Source organism: Butyricimonas sp., from assembly GCF_019423355.1.
GTDB lineage: Bacteria > Bacteroidota > Bacteroidia > Bacteroidales > Marinifilaceae > Butyricimonas > Butyricimonas faecihominis.
Genome location: NZ_JAHZBP010000002.1, coordinates 307935 through 327274 on the forward strand (window position 1 = coordinate 307935; position 19340 = coordinate 327274).

The window sequence follows — 19340 nt, forward strand, 5'->3', positions numbered from 1 at the left end:
TAGAAAAGAAAAATATCCTACAAAAATCATCGATTTATATCAACTATAATCTTTTTATTCAAGAGAACTTTATAACACCCCTCCCAATATCCCCAACCATAACTTACATGGATAATGAAAAAAATACATGGTAATAAAAATACCAATTTCCAATCCTTTCGAACAATAGCCTCTTTTGTTGCAAAGTAAAAGGCCAAACAAATATATAGAACTATAACAAATAAATAAACACCTAAAATATAATTTGAAAAGCAACTTAAAATACCACCTACAATTATCCCACACAAAAACAGTGAAGGAAAAAACTGGCGTGTTGTTGCTGGTGCTCCCAACTTTTTATTTACCAAAGGTTTAAATAGCCCATATTGGTAAAACATTTTTGCCATTTTGGATACTCGATCTCGTGCATAATAATCAATAACCAATTCTGGTATCAAAAAAATTTTTCCCCCACTCTTTATTATCCTAGCGTTAAATTCATCATCTTGATTTCGAATCAAGTCATTATCAAACATCCCAATCTTTTCAAAAACATCTCGCTTAAAACAACCAAATGGGACAGTATCAGTTTCCACAACTTTCTTTACCCCTACTTTATGAAGGGAATCTCCAATTCCGAACTTGTGACTTGCTCCTATTGCAATCGCCTTACAAGTAGAAGTATTTCTTGCTGGTAGAGTATTCCACATAGCTCCAACATTATCTGCTTTTAAACGGAATAAATAATCTACTAAAGTCGAAACATAATTTTGTGGATAAATGCAATGTCCATCAATACGAATAACAACCTCTCCTCTAGCTGCTTGAATTCCTTTATTTAATGCAGGCGGAACAATTTTCTCTGGATTATCTAATAAATGAATAAAATCATATTGCCGAGTATACTTCAAAACAATTTCTCGTGTCCTGTCTTTGCTCATTCCATCCACAAAAAACACCTCAAGTTGACTTTTAGGATAATCTTGCTTCAAGACAGAACCTATACAATTCTCAATAAATTTCTCTTCATTATATATGGGACACACAATGGAAACCAATACCATAATCATCCGATTTTTATATATTCAATACCTTCCAATTCCGATAAAGAATAAACATTACGCCCATCTATGAGTAACGGCTTTTTCATTGAATATCGAACAATCTCCCAATTAGGCATTCTAAATTCCTTCCATTCCGTTACATGAAATAAGGTTTCTGCATTAACTAATACATCATACATATCTCTAGCATATTCTATTCTGTCACCAATTCTTCTTTTTGCCTCCTCCATTGCAACCGGATCATAAACCTTTACACGACATCCTACCCTCAACAAATTTTCTATTAACACTAGTGCTGGAGCTTCCCGCATATCATCAGTTCCTGGTTTAAAAGCTAATCCCCATAATGCGACCCTTTTACCTTCTACCTCTCCCTTGAATCTATTCACAAATTTTTCAAACAATACGTTTTTTTGTCGTTCGTTAACTTCTTCTACCGCCTCAAGCACTTTCATCGTATAATTATTCTGTTGGGCCGTTTTAATCAAAGCTTTTACATCCTTTGGGAAACAAGAACCACCATATCCACATCCTGGATAGAGAAATTTATTCCCAATACGAGAATCTGCCCCAATACCTTTTCTTACCATACTGACATCAGCCCCAACTCTTTCACATAGATTAGCAATATCATTCATGAAACTAATACGTGTAGCCAACATTGCATTTGCAGCGTATTTTGTCATCTCTGCGGAAAAAATATCCATAAAAATCACTCGGAAATTATTCAAAAACATTGGCTTATATAGTCGAGTCATTAATTCTTTTGCCCTTTCACTATCTACTCCTATGACAACCCTATCTGGTTTCATAAAATCCTCTATAGCATCTCCTTCCTTTAAAAATTCAGGATTAGATGCCACATCAAAATCAAGATTAATATTCCTAACTCTCAGTTCCTCTTTTATTGTAGTTTTTATTTTCTGTGCAGTCCCAACAGGAACAGTACTCTTAGTTACAATTAAAAGATATTTATTCATGTTTTTACCTATAGTCCTCGCCACCTCCAACACATATTTCAAATCAGCACTTCCATCCTCATCTGGAGGTGTTCCAACAGCACTAAATACTATTTCTACATCATCTAAAACCGACGTTAAATCTGTTGAAAAACATAAACGTCCCGCTTTAACATTTCGTAAAACTAAATTATCTAAATTAGGCTCATATATTGGGATATCTCCATTTTGTAATTGTTTGATCTTATTTTGATCAATATCAACACATACTACATTTACACCTAATTCAGCAAAACAAGTACCTGTAACGAGACCAACATAGCCTGTTCCAACAATAGCAATTTTCATTTTAATGTTTTTATAATTCGCTATAAAAATGTTTTATTTTTCCTGATCCAGGACGATCAATTCGAGGAACACGATTTATTATCAGCTTAAGCCCAGGTTCCAAATATTCATCCAATTGATGCTGCAAAAAACCAAATTCCCGCGTCGTTAATTCCCGATCCATAACCATATCGAATACAAAAGTGTCTAATGTGACTTGTCGTACAATAAATTCTCGAATTCCATCACTATGTTCTAGAATAGTACGTGCGACATAATAAAAAGTAAGCCCCCCTGCAATTTTTCCACTTGGTAAACGAATAATATCACTAACCCTCCCTGATAATTTCTTCAAAATTAATCCATTATCCGTTTCATCTATAATACCAATATCTCCCACTTCATAACGAATAATAGGCATTGCTTTATTGGAAAGCGAGGTTAAAAGTATACGCCCCTCTTGTCCCCAAGGTAAAACTTGGCCATATTCATCAACAATTTCAATATAAATATCTTCCTCTACAATTCTCCATACACTTTCTTTATCTTCAAAAGCAATAAGCCCAACTTCAGAACATCCATATTCATTAATAACCTTTACACCAAAAGCTTTCTCTATCACGTTCCGATCCTCAATCGTACAAACTTCTGATGTCACTACACAACACTTTAATGTTGGACATATTTCCTTTAGCTTAATTCCGTGTTCTAACAAAAAATTTGCAAATCGTACTATCGCACTAGTATAGCCATATATATATCCGAATTTTCGTTTTTCAAATTGATGAAGATACTTTCTAAACTGACTATCAGACAAATCAAAAACATGAAAACGAGTTCTATTACATAAAAAATCTTTTAATTTCTCTTTATATTTTCCCCACCCTTTAATAGGTATCCCGTAAAACCTCGCCTGCTTATCATATGTAGTAATACCATGCTGTGCATAAAGTTTCATAATTATTGCATGAGTAATGGCATGTGATTCTTTGTTCTTACAAAAAAAGAATGGATGCCCAGAAGAACCAGAAGTATTTGAGACAAATAACTCACCAATTTGATATGTATCAGAAATAATTTGTTTAAGAGGAATTTGTAAAGTTTGTTTTGTTATAATTGGTAAATCTTCAAATTTATTTATAACATTATTACCAAGCAATTGCTTATAAAATAGATTATGTCTCATATGATATAAAACAATCTCATCCCTTCTCTCTATCTGCCTATTAACAACCAATTCAATTTGTTTCTTAGCCCAATTTATCGGATAACCATTTATTACTAATGACAATTCTAATAAATTCATTCTCGATTTTTTTATTCTCTACAAGTAAAAGCTATGAAATTACAGAACCAATGATAAATTTTACCAAAAAATTATTTACCAAGACCCCGTTTTATAAAATCTTTAATTATTGAAAATATATCTTCAAATTGAAACTTATACAAATTAAAAATTATCATCCGACGATTCGCACTACGATACTTTTTCAAATTAAAAGAATACACAGAACAATAATCTTCCATATTTTGATTTCTAAGAAGCAACTCATTCAAATATTTAAATGTATATTGCTTGGGTACCATCTTTTCATCTATAATACGAGGGAAATAATTATTAATATAAATATAATCATATGACACTATTGGTTTTTTATCGGATAAATCTATATTAATAATAACACTGTATTTAGTTGGTTCCCATGGCATATTAAAAACAAAATTTCCTAACGAATAAAAAATATATTTTTCACGATAAAACTCATATCCTTGTAATACATGGGGATGTAAACCTATAACTAAATCAAAACCAATATCAATTAACCAATGAGCCAACTTTTTCTGGTTATCATTAGGGTAATTAATATTTTCAATTCCCCAATGAATATACGCAATCTTTACATCAACATCGAGCAAAAATGTATTCAATTCCCTCTCTATATCACAATACTCAGGATTACACCAATACAATGGCTCTGTATTAAATTCGTCTTGTCGCAAAGAAAAAGAGGTAATGCTTACTTTCTTATTTTGGTGTTCAAAAAAAATCGTTTTTCTATTAATGTCACCAACATAAGATGCCTTAAAACATTCTATATTATGAAGCATTTGTATATATGCATCTCTTCCATGCTGCATAACATGATTATTAGCAACACTATATGCATTTAAATGTTGTATTTGTTCCAAATATTGTCTAGATATTCTAAATTGTTTTCCGAATACTCCACGTTTATTTGTAGTTTCCGAACAAACACATTCAAAATTACCAATCCAAAAATCATCCTCTTTCCTATGTATATATTGAAAAGGATCAGCACCATGTAAGATTTCAGAACCGACTCCAAAACCTACATCAAAATAACTATCTGTATAATTTATATCTCCAACTATTTTAAGCATCTTATTTTATCCAAATTATCTGTAACTTTTATTTTAAAGCCAAATAAAAGTTTTCTATTTCTTGTGTTGCACTTTTTATATCATATCCTCTTTTTTGCATCTCTAAATAAGTATCTCTTTTATCTTTTTTACCACATTCTATAATTGTATTCGCCCATTGTTTTGGCGAACTTCCTAAGCTACACTTTTGATATAAATCGTCAACAAGTTTAGCATCTTCAGATAGGGAAGATGTCGCAACACATGGTAAACCGGCAGCCTGAGCTTCCACCAATACTAACGCTAATCCTTCGAAAAAAGAAGGTAAAACAAAAACATCCATAACTTGAAGCAGTTCATTAACATGATCACTTTTTCCATAAAATATCACAGAATCCGCTAGACCTTTTTGTTCTACTTTTTTCAAGACACAATCCTTTAAAGGACCATCACCCACTAATAGTAATTTTGCATCAGGATTAATCTCTTTTACATTCTCAAAAATATCAACTAAAAAACTATGATTCTTTTCAAAAGAAAAACGCCCAACGTGGCCTACAACAAAATCATTCTCCAACTTTAAACTTTCTTTTATTCGATTACGGGTTGATAAATTATAACGGTATTTTTCACAATCTATCGCATTATTAACAATCAGTACTTTCCCATTTATTACATCTTTTTTTCCAAACAAAAAGATTCCTGCTTCCCGCGAACACGCAAAATAAATTGTAGCATTTTTCTTTAAATTAAAACACAGTAATCTATTTCTAACAGACTTTAAGAATGTTGAAGAATATTTTGTACTATGACTATGAACTATCAAATGATCTATACCATAACTTTTAGCTAAAGGTAAGCACACAAAACCCAATAAAATTTCATGTAAATGAATAACCTTATACACTCTAGAATTTAAAGCCAAAAAATTTTCAAATTGATTCTTAAATGAAAAATAATTTGTAATTCCTAATCTAGGGATATAGAATATTTTTCCCCCTAAAGATTCTATATCATTTTGATATGTATCAACTCTTCTGTCACAATATAAAAAATCAAACTGAATCTTTTCTCTATTAATATTTTTATACCAATTCATTACGATTGACATAATTCCACTTGTCTTATCCAAACAAGAAACAATATGAAGAATTCTTATCGGTTTCATTAAAATACTTTATACAATTAATCAAATATCCTCACCTTTGGCTTTCACTTTTGGTAACGAGTTAGTACAAAAGAACAGTATTAAATATCTAAACAAATCTGTAACCCCTTTCATATTCAAAAGAAGGAATAGTATAAATAATAAAATAAAAAAAAATCGAAGAGAATATTCATTATTATTACTAACATAATGAACAACAACCCATTGAAATAGGATAAAATATAATAAACCTAACAAGCCTACGCAAAAAATTATCCTTACAAAACCTATATCTGTTCCCATATAATAACCTCTAGTCGGATTTTCTGGATTTCGATAAAAACCATCACCAATCAACCAGGTTTTTAAATTATGCGGTATTTTATTATACATTCTTAATAATCCATTAGATGAACTAGTCTCTAACTTACCCGATTCGGCATAATTATAGACAAATTCAAAGCCGAAACGAATAATTGTATTCATTCTATCTTTATACGCAGAAGGGAATAAACACAAAACAATATATATAATTAAACAAGTAAGTAACATTGATTTTAGTATAACTCGTAATCGTAAAGCTACTTTAAATCTCCATATTTTAGCTTTATAACAAAATGCAAATAACGAAAGAACAAAACCAACAAGCGTTGTTCTAGACATCATAAGGCCTATTAAAAATACGAATAAATAAATTATAATATATTCTATTAATTGTTTTCTAGATAAGACCGAAAAATTGATTATAACAGCACATAATATTAATGCAACACTATTAATTACTCCAGAAGCAAAAAAAGCTGTTCCAAACCCAATTAATCTAAACCCATAAGCATTTTCAACAATCGTCATTTCTAAATCACTAGGTGCTAATAAGTTTAAAAGAAAAGAATTTAATGTAGGAAAGAAGAACATCAATATTGCAAGTAAATTTTGTAACGTTACAGCCAAAATACAATACTTAGCTATAACTAAAAACGTAATTACCCTATATATTTTTTTCAATAAAACAAAAATTGGATAAACAGCAAAAAGAGTAAGTAAATCCAATATTACAAACTCTTTTATAAAATAAAAATCACATTGTATATTAATTAATACAACCAATATATATAAGAAACAAAATCCCAAAAGCATCATTACTATATTCCAAATTTTTCTGGGAAGAATAAAATTAAATTTAACTCTAGTATATAGAGTTAATAGAAATCCACACACTCCTAACACAACAATACTAGAAAGTTGAAATCTATACTTAATCGAATATATATAAGAAAAAACTAAAACAAAAAGAAGTAACTTTAAAAACGATCTATAACTTATATTCATTCGCATATGATTCAAACTTACTTTAAAAGCAAATCAGCAAAGATTTAATCCTCTTTTTAATCAAATAAAAATTAAAACAAGATAAAGCTTTACCTATAAATCTCGTTATAAAGGAATTTTTATTTTGAAACAAATAATAAATAACAAAATATTTTATACTATATGTCATTTCCGATTCCCAAAATAGAAGATCATATCTTTTTATAAATGGGTATACATATTTTCTTTTTATATCTTTCAATGTTTTTTCAAGTTTCAAATTGTAATAATTAAAACTACAACTATGCATAATTGAAGTATCATGTATACGATATTTTATAGTAACCTTATTTAGATAATAAATCTTATATCCTAATGATGTAATTTTTAACCACATTGGGTAATCCTCAATAGAAAAAGAAGAATCAAAGCCCCCCATTTCTTCTAACAAATTTCTTTTTATAAAAGTTGAGGGAGCCATGACAGGACATTCAAAACAAAGAATTCTAAATTGTTCCTTAGCTGTCACATTATTATGAAGAAAAACTTTATAACGAGAATCTCCTAGAATCAAATTCTCGGCTTCAAAGGAATCTTGATATTTCATAACATCACTCTGTACAATCAAACATTTAGAATTTTTTGCAATAAAATCAAGATTATCTTGAATACATGTATTTAATAGGACATCATCGCCTGCAACAAATTTTATCCATTCACCGTGGCTCACACTTATTGCCCTATTTATATTAGTAACAACTCCTGCATTTTTTATTGATGTTATTAATTTTACCTTGACAAATAAATTTTTATACCTATCAAGCCATTTTTGACACAAAATAACAGTATCATCTGTTGAGCAATCATCACTAATTATAAGTTCGATATCAGAAAAACTTTGCTGTCTTACACTGTCTAAAGTTTCTATTATATACTTAGCAGAATTGAATGTTATCACACACACGCTTACCATATTTCAATAAAATAATATCACAATTCTTCTTAAAATCATTTTAATAACCCCAAATTATTTTTCAGTATTATTTTTACCTCATAAATCTCATTCACTCCCAAGATATAAGCATATAATATATAACTCAAAATTCCGACAATAACACCTATTAATAATTGATACAAAGAGGTATCAAAATTATTCATCACACATAACGTAGTTACGACCATTAAACATGTTGACAACAATATCTTTTTAAAAATTCTTGTTTGCTGACGTATTCCAAATCCTAATAATTTTCCTGGTAAATAAGCATTAATAAAATAACAAATAAAAGTTGCAATAAAGTTACCAATAACAACAGCTTCCACTGAAATTGGTAAAGTTAGAACCATTATAAAAATCACTAATGGCAATTTTGTAAAATCTACTTTCATAAATAAGTCAGAACGTCCAATAGCATTCAATACATTCATATTTAAAGCACTAATAGGTGTTAACATTCGTGCAAAACAAAGCCACTGAATTAAAGGGACTGCTGGTAACCACTTTTCTGTTAAAACAACAATCACAAATGGTTTAGCCAATAAAGTTAATAATGTCATTGCTGGAAGGACAATAAATGCTGTCATTGACAACATCTTACTATAAATCGAAACTAATCTTGCTTTATCCTCTTTTACAGCACTCAAAAGAGGAAATGTTACAGAATTAATAATTTCATTAATTGTACCTGCCGCAACTTCAGATAATTCATAAGCTTTAGTATAAAAACCCAATTCTTTAGCTCTATACATTTTCCCTATCACCATATTATAAACATTCGTAACAATTGTTGCAACTGTACCTGCTATTAACAATTTGGAGCCAAATCTAAAAAGAGACAGAAAGGAAGACTTTGAAAAAATACATTTTGGCCACCATCTCCCAAATATCCAATACAAAACCATAACAATAAACTGTCGCAAAACAATTTGTATTACAAGAGCCCAAACTCCAAAATCGGAATAAGCAGCATAAATAGCCAATATACCACTCAAAATTGTTGAAACAATATTTATTATCGAAATACGCTTAAAATCTATTTCAATTAATAATTTAGCTCTCTGAACAACAGTCAAAGAATTCGCAATTAAGACAAGACTTAAAATTTTTAGTAATGTTTCAAGCAATGGTGTTTGAAAAAATAAAGCTACAATTGGAGATAACACAAATAATATAAAATAACATATTATTCCAATTCCAATATTAAAATAAAAAGCTGTTGAATAATCTTCCTCTGATGGTGTATGTTTTTGAACCAAAGCCTGACTAAAACCACTATCAACCAACAGATTAGATAATGTAATAAATACCATAATCATCCCTATTAGACCATAATCCTCAGGAGAAAGTATTCTCGCCAAAATAACAGAGATCCCTAGAGCCATGATTCTTACAATACATTTATCAACAGCACTCCATAATACACCTCTTAAAGCTTTGTTTTTTAAATCACTCAACATTATCAATAGTATTCTACTATGAGCATTTTAAATATTCACTTCAAAAACAAGCATATCCATATTTTATCCTAAATATTTTTATACTTACGAGTATCAACTCAATAATGTTTATACTCAAGAAACTATTAATTAACTATTTGATGTAATGTACATTCTTATTATTCAAAAAAAGTTCTATAATTCTCAAAATTGTAATAGATTCTTCCCTAGATAAATAATGACTTCTCATCTCTGGAAAATTTATGGAATGCAAAAAATCATTTATTTCATATCTTAATCCATCTCCCTCAAACTTATAAAAAAATTTTCTAGACAGATTTTGATCTTCATAACGTAATTCAAAATACTCCGTCTTCCACCATGGAGCTGGAACATAAACATACCCTTTAGTTCCACTGATAATCAAGTGTCCTTCTGTTTTTACACCTAAACCAACTTTAAACGTTGCGATAGAGTTATCATAGGTTATTATTCCTCGAGTAAAAAGATCGACATCATTTTTTTTAAAAGTATAAAAATTTATATCTTTAAAATTAGAACCCAAGATTTTTACAATTGGTAATAATGTATATGAAGCTAATTCAGTAATACTCCCTCCTGCTTGTTTCGGATCTAATTCTCGAACTTCTCCATATACCAATTTTGTAAAAGAAGCTTCAATATCTTTTACTATTCCTATCGCACCACTTTTTACTATCGTATATAGATGCTGAAATCCTGGACAAAAAGCAGTTTTTATTGCTTCCTTCAAAATTAATCCTTTAGAATTTGCCAATGAATACAAATTTTGTGCTTCTAAACTATCCAGTACCAAAGGTTTTTCACAAAGCACATGTTTACCCGCTAGTAAAGCCTCCCGTATATAAAAAGCATGAAGTAAATGAGGTGTAGCTATGTAAACAGCATCAACTTGTCGCATCAATTCATCTAATTTATCTGCATAAAAACCAAGTTCATTATTATCAGAAAATTTTCGGGCTGATTCAATATTAGGATTAAAAACGCCTTTTACATCAATTCCACTTACATATTTAGATTCTTGAACGAAACGATTTGCAATCCTTCCACTACCTATTATTCCAATTTCTATAATTTTTTGATCACCTAAACGTAATTGAGTACTAGAAATTCCTTTCGTTCTTTCCAAATAAATAACTTTACAATATTCCATTAAATAATCAAACTTTCCCAACCAATCGGAGCCAATAGCAAAAATATTAATATCATATTTTAAAATATCATCTATTTTTTGTCCTTCATATTCTTCTATTATAATTTCGTCTGCATAACCTGTTCTTTTTACATCCTCAATTCTTTCCATTAGAGATTTACGAACATTTAACTTTCCTCTATTTTTATCATAATTTTCTGTTGTTACACCGACAATTAAATAATCTCCAAGAGCTTTAGCTCTTCGCAAAAGATTTATATGCCCTTGATGCAATAAATCAAAGGTTCCATAAGTTATAACTTTCAACATACTGTATTTATAATCTAGACCATTTTAAGCATTCTTTCCTTGAGCAAATTCATTTTCTAAATAACTCATTATATTCTCTGCAGCTAATTGATTATGTGGCGGATAGACTATACTTTCTAAAAATACTTTTCGAGTATCATGCATATAGTCATCTTCTCCAAGTACTACTCTATCAATAAAATCTATTACTTGTTGATGATTATAAGATAAATAATGCACCTCAAGAGCTCGTTTACCAAATTCATTTTGTCCTTTCTGATCCATATTTGGACTAATCATAAATAAACTAGGCTTTCCGATATAAAGATATTCTGTTAAAAATGAACCACAATCATGTATTAAAGCATCTGAACTCAAAAATAAATCGTCATACACACCTTCCTCTAATTGCCCATTAGGTAATTCCGCCCAACGTTGAAAATAGGTTTTCGTTCTCTCTGGCCCCCATTGCGGTTCATTTAGCAATCTCTGTTTTAAAAGAGGATGAGGTTTGAAAGCTATCTGAATCTTCCCTTCATATTGTTTGGCTAATACTAACATTTCTTCATAATAATTTAAAAAATTAGAACGACATTGTCCATCATGAAGTAAATGATGAGGAGCCCAAATTATTCTTTTTATTTTTTTATCTTTTATTTTCCATACATCTCTCCACTGTCTATTATTATCCATGAAAGCATCACATCCAGGATACCCACTTACACAAAGATTAATACCATGTATACATTGTCTTTTCTCGATATACTTTTTATGAAGTTCTGTTTCAATAAAAAAAGTCCACAATAAATTATGAAACTCCAAATCATAACTCCAGTCATATTTCACAGACATGAACGCATAAGGAACATAACATGTCAAAACATCAGAAAAATGAGTAATATAGTAACGATCATCTATTAATCCTCTATAAGGATTTGAATAAAAAATTATATCTGGATTTAACTCCTTTTTTACATCAAAATACTCTCCTGTTACAAAATTATAAGCACAATAAACCTTGTAATTTTCATTTTTGAATCGAGTATAACACTTTTCCATCTCGGACTTCATGTAAGAATCTCCTTGATTCACAATAGGACACACCAAGATACACGGATCAAAACGTGAACTTTTTTTTAACAAATCATATAGTTTTCCATACTTCCATGCCGATTCACTCAAAACAAAAAAAACAATTTTAATATTGTTTTTTTTTTGTATTTCTTTTAAAATTATTTGATTCTTCCTTTGTTGATAAATATATCGATTTCGAAATATCAAATGATAAATAAGTCTTTTGATACCATTAGGTATGATTTTTTTCAATACCTTTTTTAAATAATCAATTTTCATTAGGATATTTATTTATAACCTCAACGACTTTTTCTATCTCTTCTACTGTCATCACAGGACTAAGAGGTATACTCAATTCCTCCGCATGTATTTGTTCAGTAATAGGAAATGTTAAATGATTCCACTGTTTATAACATTTTTGTTTATGAGGAGGTATCGGATAGTGAATTATCGTTTGAATCTCATGCTGTAATAGATAGTTTTGAAGATTGTCCCTTTTACTACAACGAATTGGGAAAATATGAAATACATGAGATTTAAAATCAACAACTTGAGGAAGCACAATTAATGAATTCTTTATGTTTTCTATATAATATTGAGCATACCGTTTTCTGATATATAAATCTTCATCTAAATGTTTCAGTTTTACTCTTAAAATTGCAGCTTGAATTTCATCTAAACGACTATTACGACCAGTATATTCAAAAATATACTTTCTTTTGGAACCATAATTTGCTAATGTCCTAACAGTTTCTGCTAATTCCTTATTATTTGTTGTAATAGCTCCCGCATCTCCTAAAGCTCCCAAATTTTTGCCCGGATAAAAACTATGCCCTGCAGCATCTCCTAAAGACCCAGTTTTTAGACCGTTAAACAAACAGCCATGAGCCTGTGCATTATCCTCAATTAACTTCAAATTATATTTTTCACATAACTCCCCAACTCTACTTGTATAAGCACATTGTCCATATAAATGAACAATAAGAATAGCTTTGGTACGTGAAGTTATTGCTGACTCTATTTTAGAAACATCGATCTGATAAGTTTCCAGTCTTGGCTCCACAAAAATCGGTTTTAAACCATTCTCGCTAATAGCTAACACTGAAGCTATGTATGTATTCGCAGGAACAATGACCTCATCCCCAGGCTTCATCAGTCCCATTTCTATATAGGCGCGAAATATCCAAATAAGAGCATCTAAACCATTTGCAACACCTATTGTATGCTTAACTCCTATGTATTGACTATACTCATCTTCAAACTTTTCATTTTCTTGCCCTTGTAAATACCAGCCAGAATCAATGACCCGCTTCACCGCCTGATGAATTTCTTCACCATATTTCGCCGAAACTTTTTGTAAATCTAAAAATTTTACCATAAATTCTTATTCATTCTTATCAAATTTCGATCTTTTGATTCAATCAAAAAACCATAGTGAGAATACAATTTCAATGCTCGAATATTATCACTTGATACATGTAAATAAAGTGCATTAAGATTCATCATTTTAGCCTTATGCTCTATAAATTGAAGCATTACTTTACCAATTCCTTTTCCCCAGTAATTTTTATCTCCTATATATCCCCAATATTCTCCATTTTTTAATGTTTTATGTTTTATACCACAAACACCTATTGGTATATCTAAATATTTTATTCCCCATATATAATAATCAGCTTGAGAAGGTAAAGATGCAAACCACTCTTCTTGTTGAGACTTTGTTATAAAAGAAGCATTCGTCAATGTTCTAATTTCATCATCCATTAACCATTTCCAACTGACCCCTAAAAATACCCTATCAAATTCTACAAACTCGACCTCCAAATTATTCATAATAAGAACGTATATTTTAAAGAGATAGAACAACCTATATTTTCCTTAAATTCACAAAGTCCATAATTAGGAATTCCATTTTCAGTAGAGGGGCCAATATCAACTATCTTTATCTTCAGAGATGCGTAATATTCAAACACTTTATAAGCTAAATAATTCATCGCTCTTAATTCCGCATGTCCAGGAACATCACCCCAATAAATCACTTGTACAACATCAGTCGAAACGTGAAAAACTTGTGCTGCAGCTACGTCTTCATTTTGATATATTAAAACAAAAAAGTCAGCCTTTATAACATTCACTGTATCCAATACATTTTGTAAACTCATCCTTAAAGGGAATCCTTTACTTTCCCGGTTAACACGAATTATCTCATATACTCTCTCAACATCAAATGCACATTCTGAATTCAATTTTTTAAACAAAAAATTTTGTTTAAAAGAGTTATGAAGATTTTTGCGTGCACTTCGAGCTATCTGTTCTTCATACAAAGAAAAATTTTGAGTTTCAAACTGATAATTTAAATCCACATATTGAACTTTAAAATGAGAACGTGCAAATACTCCTATCTCTTTAGATATGAAAGAAGGCTCATAAATAGATGGTGGTAATGAAATTTTTATTAATCTGCCTGTCTCAAAAGCGTAATTTTCCAACAACTTAACAGCCTCTTCTAGATACTCTAAACGAATATCAGATTTCATAAAAGTAAGGCCTCCAAAAGGAGCCGAAAAAGGAGACAATAGCATATTCTCTCTCTCACCCAAAACAATTCCTAAACGAACTTTTTTATCAATAAAAAGTAAATAATGTATAGATTCACATTTATTCGAATTTAACTCTGAAAATTCAACAGTGTTAAACACATGAAATACTGTAGCAAAATAATTGTTATATTCTTTTGCAGAAACCTTACTCAATTCCATTGTTTTTGTAAACTATAAATTCTTGATAATTTCTAATATAATCAAGTTCATCATATTTCTTTGAAGCCAAAACCAAACAAACCGCACCAGAAGAAAAATCATCAAGAGTTCTCCATATTCCTGGTACAATTAACAGTCCCTGATATGGTCTATTAAGCATGAAAGTCCGTTTCACATTTCCATCATCTAAAGTGACACTAAAACTCCCACTTGCTGCTATAATTAATTGGTGTAATTCTCTATGTGCATGCCCTCCCCGAGATTCTCCCCCAGGAATATCATACAAATAATACGTACGTTGTATGCCAAAAGGCACTGTAAAATTATTTTCAACTACAGTGATATTACCTTTTTCATGATGATGTTTACTTAACTCTATAAGAGAACAATCATATACTGTGGTTTTTATTATTTTATCCATCTTTTAAACTCTTCGTAATCATGCAAATAATCAACTGGAGAATAATGAGTTGAAGCTAAAATTAAAGCTAGTGAATTCGTCGAGAAATTCTGCATTTGTCTCCACATTCCCTTCGGTACGTATAGACCATAGTAAGATCTATTTAAAGAATAAATTTTTGTATTCTCTCCATCATCTAAAATTACATCAAAACTACCAGAAAGAGCCACAATAAATTCTTGATTTTCTTTATAAGCATGTCCTCCTCGAATTTCTCCTCCTGGAACATCATATATCCAATAACTTCGTTCTATCTTAAAAGGAACATGTTTCAATTCTTCCACAAAAGACAAATTTCCTCTTACATCTAGAAATTTAGGAAGCTCTATAATCCTTGCTTGATCCACCATACTTTTATTAATCTTAAAAGATATTTATACTAAATTTTCCCCTTCAATTCCCACATTCCCAATATCTCGAAACAAAAAGTTTCTCTACCCGCTATTCCGGTATTTTCTATAGAACCAATGATATTACTCAAAATCTCCCTCTCTTCTTTATTCCATCTCTCCCAAAACATCGTATCTTCTGACAAATTTTTAAAGCATCTCTCCGTCCGCAACCACTGCCATACTTGCTTTTGTTTCAGATTATCGTAATCTCCAGCAATCCTTTCTGCCATCTCCAAACACCACTCCTCCTCCGTAAAATAGTACCAATTACAAAGTAATCGACACACGTTAGGAGTTCTACCCGGTATCACGATCTTCCCTTTCTCGTCCACGGTCAATATCCGATAAGCCGCATCCAACGCCTCATTCAAAAGATCCATATCTGAATATGTCTGATAAGCATCCATCAAATCTGCCACGTACCCTATCCTTTCGTCCAGTTCGATAGAGGTATCTTTCATTGCCTTAGACAATTCCTTGGCTATTTCACGTAACCGTTCATGAATTTCCTGCAGTGTTCCATACTCCCGTTCCAAAGTGGGAGAAACCCGTACCATCGCGTACACGGACAAATAACCATGTAGCAAATGAGATAATGACATTGCAGAACAATCTCTTACTCGTACATCCCGAATGGACATGTACAAGTCATGAAAAAAATCATTCTTCATTCTTCTATTCTATCTTTTCCAGAAAACTACCAGGAATATACGCTGTAGCTAAAGACACGACCCCTTCCAGCCTTACGACCACTCTTTTATGACCTTTCACCCGGATCAATTCACCCTCGATCCCAGCAAAATCCCCTTTTATGACACGTACTTTATCGCCTTTTTTCAGATTCTCGTTCACCACCTCTACCATTTCTTTGGAGAAATCAAGCAAGAACATAAAATCATTCATCTGTTTATCGGGAACAATCAAAAAGTTACCCGTTTCCCGATCCCTCAAATAACGCATATCAAAAGCATATTCTTGAATCAATGACATGCAAGATTTAAAGGTCGTATGAATAAATACCAGATTAGGAATAACCGGTACTTCTATTAATTTATCAACACCATGAATCTTTCGTGCAATTTGTTGGAACGGAATGAAATTCTCGATCCCCATGCTATCCAAACGCTGTTTTATCTTTTTCTCCTGACGACAAGTATTTGCAACATACCAATGTAGCTCGCTATCGGACAATTTAAGCATTACATAATTTTTATTCATTCATTCTAGGACAAAGCTGCGCCTCCTGATCATCCACGGAGTGATCTTTGCCCGAAGAATTAAATAAGACGCCCTTTTCCTAAACGTCCGCCTCTTAAACAGAGAGGACCATATTAGACAAATGAACGGGGCAAATGTAGTTCATAAAGATTTTCAATGCAAATTTTCAAATACATTTTTCCTCAAAACTTAATAAATTCCTGAGTTTCATCAACTCTTACATCTCTTCGTTATCTCTTCGATATACTATCGATGAACACATGCTCTATAGGAACGAAGAGATAACGATAACATATACACTATATGTATTTCCAAGACAAACGAAAGTATGGTTTTGTATTTTTAAAAGAAAATAGAAAGCCCGTAGACTAAAATTCATTACCTTTGCCTCCTGCAAATAAAATCAGGAATGAAGGTAAAGAAATTTTATATCGAAACTTACGGTTGCCAGATGAACGTGGCAGATAGTGAAGTGGTTGCAGCCATCTTGGAAGACAAAGGATACCAACGGACGCAAGAAAAAAGTGAAGCAGACGTGATTCTGGTGAACACCTGTTCCGTGCGTGAAAATGCGGAACAACGGGTTCGCGGACGGGTACAAGGATTTTCCGAGGTAAAGAAAAAGAATCCACACGTGCTGGTTGCCATCATGGGATGTATGGCAGAACGTTTGGGGGAGGCTCTTTTTGAACAGGAGAAGAACGTGAACATCGTGGTTGGTCCCGATGCGTACATGGATCTCCCCTCTTTAATTGAGAAAGCCGAAAAAGGCGAGAAAGCCATCAATATTGAACTCTCTACCACAGAAACCTACAAGGACATCTGCCCTTCCCGAATTGACGAAACAGCCATATCCGGATTTGTTTCCATCATGCGGGGATGTAATAATTTCTGTACCTATTGTATCGTTCCATACACCCGGGGCCGCGAGCGTAGCCGAAGTCCCAGAAGTATTGTCAATGAAGTTCTAGACCTTCAATCCAAAGGTTACAAGGAAGTGACACTACTCGGTCAGAATGTAAATTCCTACCTCTGGCGGGGAGATAATCAGGAAGTGAATTTCCCGGCATTACTTGCCATGGTTGCCCAAACGGTACCCAACATGCGTATCCGTTTCGCCACGTCACACCCAAAAGATATGAATGATGACATTCTACGTGCGATAGCCACCCATTCCAATATTTGCAAACACATCCATCTACCCTTCCAATCCGGGAGTAATTCCGTACTGAAAGACATGAACCGAAAATATACCCGTGAATGGTATCTTGACCGGATTCATGCCATCCGGGAGATCGTCCCCGATTGTGGAATTTCCACGGACGTGTTCGTCGGATTCCACAATGAAAGCGAGGAAGATTACCAGCAGACTCTTGCCTTGATGAAAGAGGTGATGTTCGACTCCGCTTTCATGTTCAAATACTCGGAACGTCCGGGTACCATGGCTTCCCGCAACTTGCCGGATAACGTGGACGAGGATGTAAAAGGACGTCGTTTGCAGGAACTCATTGATATGCAAGTGGAGATTTCTCACCAAAGCAACTTGAAAGACGTGGGCAAAGTATTCGAGGTACTTGTGGAAGGGGTTTCCAAGAAGAAATCGGATGAACTTTTCGGTCGCAGCAGCCAGAATAAGGTGATCGTCTTCCCGGATAACGGGGCTAAAGTCGGTAAACTCGTTCAGGTTCGTGTCACGGAATGTACCCCTGCAACCCTTATCGGTGAAGCAATAAATCAATAACCCTAATTGAAAATCGAAAATACTCAATTTTCAATTTTCAATTTTCAATTTTCAATTAACATGTCTCGTAAACTCCTCAATGAAGAACTGAACAGACTCACCACGGAAGAGTATAAAGACGCTGAAAAACTCCCGATCGTGGTCGTACTGGATAACGTGCGCAGCTTGAATAACATTGGTTCCGTGTTTCGCACGTCCGATGCTTTCCGGCTTTCCAAGATATATCTTTGTGGTATCACGGCAACACCACCCCACCGGGAAATACATAAAACAGCCCTCGGAGCTGAAGAAAGCGTGGATTGGGAGTATTTCGAGGAAACCACCGATGCGGTTCAGGCATTAAAAAATGAGGGATACACCATTTTATCCGTGGAACAAGTGGAAAACAGTATTTCCCTAGAACAATTTACCATCGAAAGCGGACGAAAATATGCTTTCATCTTCGGCAACGAGGTAAAAGGAGTACAGCAGGAAGTGGTTGATCTTTCGGATGACTGTATCGAGATCCCACAATTCGGGACCAAACATTCATTCAACATATCCGTCACCGCCGGAATCGTGCTATGGCAGGTCATCCATCCGCTATTTTATAAACAACTGAAATAGGTCGTAAA

Annotated in this window: 19 protein-coding genes; 2 read left to right on the top strand and 17 right to left on the bottom strand. The window is 32.4% G+C overall.

Annotated features, from left to right (window positions below):
* Positions 1-26 precede the first annotated feature (26 nt).
* The 17 genes from QVC79_RS03985 to QVC79_RS04065 all read right to left on the bottom strand — a co-directional run bounded on the left by QVC79_RS03985 (position 27) and on the right by QVC79_RS04065 (position 16967).
* Positions 27-1043: a glycosyltransferase family 2 protein gene (locus QVC79_RS03985; RefSeq protein ID WP_270593624.1), complete on the bottom strand. Its 1017-nt coding sequence runs from the start codon at positions 1041-1043 to the stop codon at positions 27-29.
* 2 nt (positions 1044-1045) lie between these two features.
* Positions 1046-2350 carry a UDP-glucose dehydrogenase family protein gene (locus QVC79_RS03990; RefSeq protein ID WP_270593623.1) on the bottom strand — a complete coding sequence of 435 codons (1305 nt, stop codon included), beginning with the start codon at positions 2348-2350 and terminating at the stop codon, positions 1046-1048.
* A gap of 10 nt (positions 2351-2360) precedes the next feature.
* A complete protein-coding gene (locus QVC79_RS03995) occupies positions 2361-3635 on the bottom strand; it encodes a phenylacetate--CoA ligase family protein (RefSeq protein ID WP_270593621.1) in 1275 nt (424 codons plus the stop codon).
* 71 nt (positions 3636-3706) lie between these two features.
* Complete coding sequence (locus tag QVC79_RS04000; RefSeq protein WP_270593619.1) at positions 3707-4732, bottom strand: CapA family protein; 1026 nt, start codon at positions 4730-4732, stop codon at positions 3707-3709.
* A gap of 28 nt (positions 4733-4760) precedes the next feature.
* Positions 4761-5879 (bottom strand): glycosyltransferase family 1 protein, encoded by a 1119-nt coding sequence (locus QVC79_RS04005; protein ID WP_270593615.1) that lies wholly within the window; start codon positions 5877-5879, stop codon positions 4761-4763.
* A 21-nt stretch (positions 5880-5900) separates the two neighbouring features.
* Positions 5901-6998: a hypothetical protein gene (locus tag QVC79_RS04010; protein ID WP_270593614.1), complete on the bottom strand. Its 1098-nt coding sequence runs from the start codon at positions 6996-6998 to the stop codon at positions 5901-5903.
* Positions 6999-7209: 211 nt separating this feature from the next.
* On the bottom strand, positions 7210-8139 hold the full coding sequence (locus QVC79_RS04015; protein ID WP_270593613.1) for a glycosyltransferase family 2 protein: 930 nt from the start codon (positions 8137-8139) through the stop codon (positions 7210-7212).
* Positions 8140-8174: 35 nt separating this feature from the next.
* On the bottom strand, positions 8175-9623 hold the full coding sequence (locus QVC79_RS04020) for a lipopolysaccharide biosynthesis protein (RefSeq protein WP_270593610.1): 1449 nt from the start codon (positions 9621-9623) through the stop codon (positions 8175-8177).
* A gap of 133 nt (positions 9624-9756) precedes the next feature.
* Entirely contained in the window at positions 9757-11103 is a 1347-nt protein-coding gene (locus tag QVC79_RS04025; RefSeq protein WP_270593609.1) for a Gfo/Idh/MocA family oxidoreductase, read from the bottom strand.
* A 24-nt stretch (positions 11104-11127) separates the two neighbouring features.
* Complete coding sequence (locus QVC79_RS04030) at positions 11128-12435, bottom strand: CDP-glycerol glycerophosphotransferase family protein (RefSeq protein ID WP_270593607.1); 1308 nt, start codon at positions 12433-12435, stop codon at positions 11128-11130.
* Positions 12425-13534 (bottom strand): DegT/DnrJ/EryC1/StrS family aminotransferase, encoded by a 1110-nt coding sequence (locus QVC79_RS04035; protein ID WP_270593606.1) that lies wholly within the window; start codon positions 13532-13534, stop codon positions 12425-12427. Before QVC79_RS04035 ends, QVC79_RS04030 begins: the two co-directional genes overlap by 11 nt.
* Complete coding sequence (locus QVC79_RS04040; RefSeq protein WP_270593605.1) at positions 13528-13989, bottom strand: GNAT family N-acetyltransferase; 462 nt, start codon at positions 13987-13989, stop codon at positions 13528-13530. The genes QVC79_RS04035 and QVC79_RS04040 overlap by 7 nt, the downstream gene beginning before the upstream one ends.
* A complete protein-coding gene (locus tag QVC79_RS04045) occupies positions 13986-14915 on the bottom strand; it encodes a GNAT family N-acetyltransferase (protein WP_270593603.1) in 930 nt (309 codons plus the stop codon). The genes QVC79_RS04040 and QVC79_RS04045 overlap by 4 nt, the downstream gene beginning before the upstream one ends.
* The gene (locus QVC79_RS04050; protein ID WP_416336075.1) at positions 14902-15336 is read right to left on the bottom strand and encodes a sugar 3,4-ketoisomerase; all 435 of its coding nucleotides are present in this window, start codon (positions 15334-15336) and stop codon (positions 14902-14904) included. The genes QVC79_RS04045 and QVC79_RS04050 overlap by 14 nt, the downstream gene beginning before the upstream one ends.
* On the bottom strand, positions 15324-15725 hold the full coding sequence (locus QVC79_RS04055; protein ID WP_270593601.1) for a sugar 3,4-ketoisomerase: 402 nt from the start codon (positions 15723-15725) through the stop codon (positions 15324-15326). The genes QVC79_RS04050 and QVC79_RS04055 overlap by 13 nt, the downstream gene beginning before the upstream one ends.
* A gap of 29 nt (positions 15726-15754) precedes the next feature.
* Positions 15755-16438, bottom strand: a complete 684-nt coding sequence (locus tag QVC79_RS04060; protein ID WP_270593600.1) for a hypothetical protein — start codon at positions 16436-16438, stop codon at positions 15755-15757.
* A 4-nt stretch (positions 16439-16442) separates the two neighbouring features.
* A complete protein-coding gene (locus QVC79_RS04065) occupies positions 16443-16967 on the bottom strand; it encodes a UpxY family transcription antiterminator (protein ID WP_124317648.1) in 525 nt (174 codons plus the stop codon).
* Between the two features lie 427 nt (positions 16968-17394).
* Between QVC79_RS04065 and miaB the strand changes: the two genes are divergently transcribed.
* Entirely contained in the window at positions 17395-18726 is a 1332-nt protein-coding gene (miaB, locus tag QVC79_RS04070; RefSeq protein WP_270593597.1) for a tRNA (N6-isopentenyl adenosine(37)-C2)-methylthiotransferase MiaB, read from the top strand.
* A 60-nt stretch (positions 18727-18786) separates the two neighbouring features.
* The gene (locus tag QVC79_RS04075; RefSeq protein WP_270593596.1) at positions 18787-19332 is read left to right on the top strand and encodes an RNA methyltransferase; all 546 of its coding nucleotides are present in this window, start codon (positions 18787-18789) and stop codon (positions 19330-19332) included.
* The last annotated feature ends 8 nt before the right edge of the window (positions 19333-19340 follow it).

Bases quoted from the DNA above. Each gene is read 5' to 3' on its own strand.
- QVC79_RS03985 (WP_270593624.1), bottom strand. From the start codon at position 1,043: ATGGTATTGGTTTCCATTGTGTGTCCCATATATAATGAAGAGAAATTT.
- QVC79_RS03990 (WP_270593623.1), bottom strand. From the start codon at position 2,350: ATGAAAATTGCTATTGTTGGAACAGGCTATGTTGGTCTCGTTACAGGT.
- QVC79_RS03995 (WP_270593621.1), bottom strand. From the start codon at position 3,635: ATGAATTTATTAGAATTGTCATTAGTAATAAATGGTTATCCGATAAAT.
- QVC79_RS04000 (WP_270593619.1), bottom strand. From the start codon at position 4,732: ATGCTTAAAATAGTTGGAGATATAAATTATACAGATAGTTATTTTGAT.
- QVC79_RS04005 (WP_270593615.1), bottom strand. From the start codon at position 5,879: ATGAAACCGATAAGAATTCTTCATATTGTTTCTTGTTTGGATAAGACA.
- QVC79_RS04010 (WP_270593614.1), bottom strand. From the start codon at position 6,998: ATGATGCTTTTGGGATTTTGTTTCTTATATATATTGGTTGTATTAATT.
- QVC79_RS04015 (WP_270593613.1), bottom strand. From the start codon at position 8,139: ATGGTAAGCGTGTGTGTGATAACATTCAATTCTGCTAAGTATATAATA.
- QVC79_RS04020 (WP_270593610.1), bottom strand. From the start codon at position 9,623: ATGTTGAGTGATTTAAAAAACAAAGCTTTAAGAGGTGTATTATGGAGT.
- QVC79_RS04025 (WP_270593609.1), bottom strand. From the start codon at position 11,103: ATGTTGAAAGTTATAACTTATGGAACCTTTGATTTATTGCATCAAGGG.
- QVC79_RS04030 (WP_270593607.1), bottom strand. From the start codon at position 12,435: ATGAAAATTGATTATTTAAAAAAGGTATTGAAAAAAATCATACCTAAT.
- QVC79_RS04035 (WP_270593606.1), bottom strand. From the start codon at position 13,534: ATGGTAAAATTTTTAGATTTACAAAAAGTTTCGGCGAAATATGGTGAA.
- QVC79_RS04040 (WP_270593605.1), bottom strand. From the start codon at position 13,989: ATGAATAATTTGGAGGTCGAGTTTGTAGAATTTGATAGGGTATTTTTA.
- QVC79_RS04045 (WP_270593603.1), bottom strand. From the start codon at position 14,915: ATGGAATTGAGTAAGGTTTCTGCAAAAGAATATAACAATTATTTTGCT.
- QVC79_RS04050 (WP_416336075.1), bottom strand. From the start codon at position 15,336: ATGGATAAAATAATAAAAACCACAGTATATGATTGTTCTCTTATAGAG.
- QVC79_RS04055 (WP_270593601.1), bottom strand. From the start codon at position 15,725: ATGGTGGATCAAGCAAGGATTATAGAGCTTCCTAAATTTCTAGATGTA.
- QVC79_RS04060 (WP_270593600.1), bottom strand. From the start codon at position 16,438: ATGAAGAATGATTTTTTTCATGACTTGTACATGTCCATTCGGGATGTA.
- QVC79_RS04065 (WP_124317648.1), bottom strand. From the start codon at position 16,967: ATGCTTAAATTGTCCGATAGCGAGCTACATTGGTATGTTGCAAATACT.
- miaB (WP_270593597.1), top strand. From the start codon at position 17,395: ATGAAGGTAAAGAAATTTTATATCGAAACTTACGGTTGCCAGATGAAC.
- QVC79_RS04075 (WP_270593596.1), top strand. From the start codon at position 18,787: ATGTCTCGTAAACTCCTCAATGAAGAACTGAACAGACTCACCACGGAA.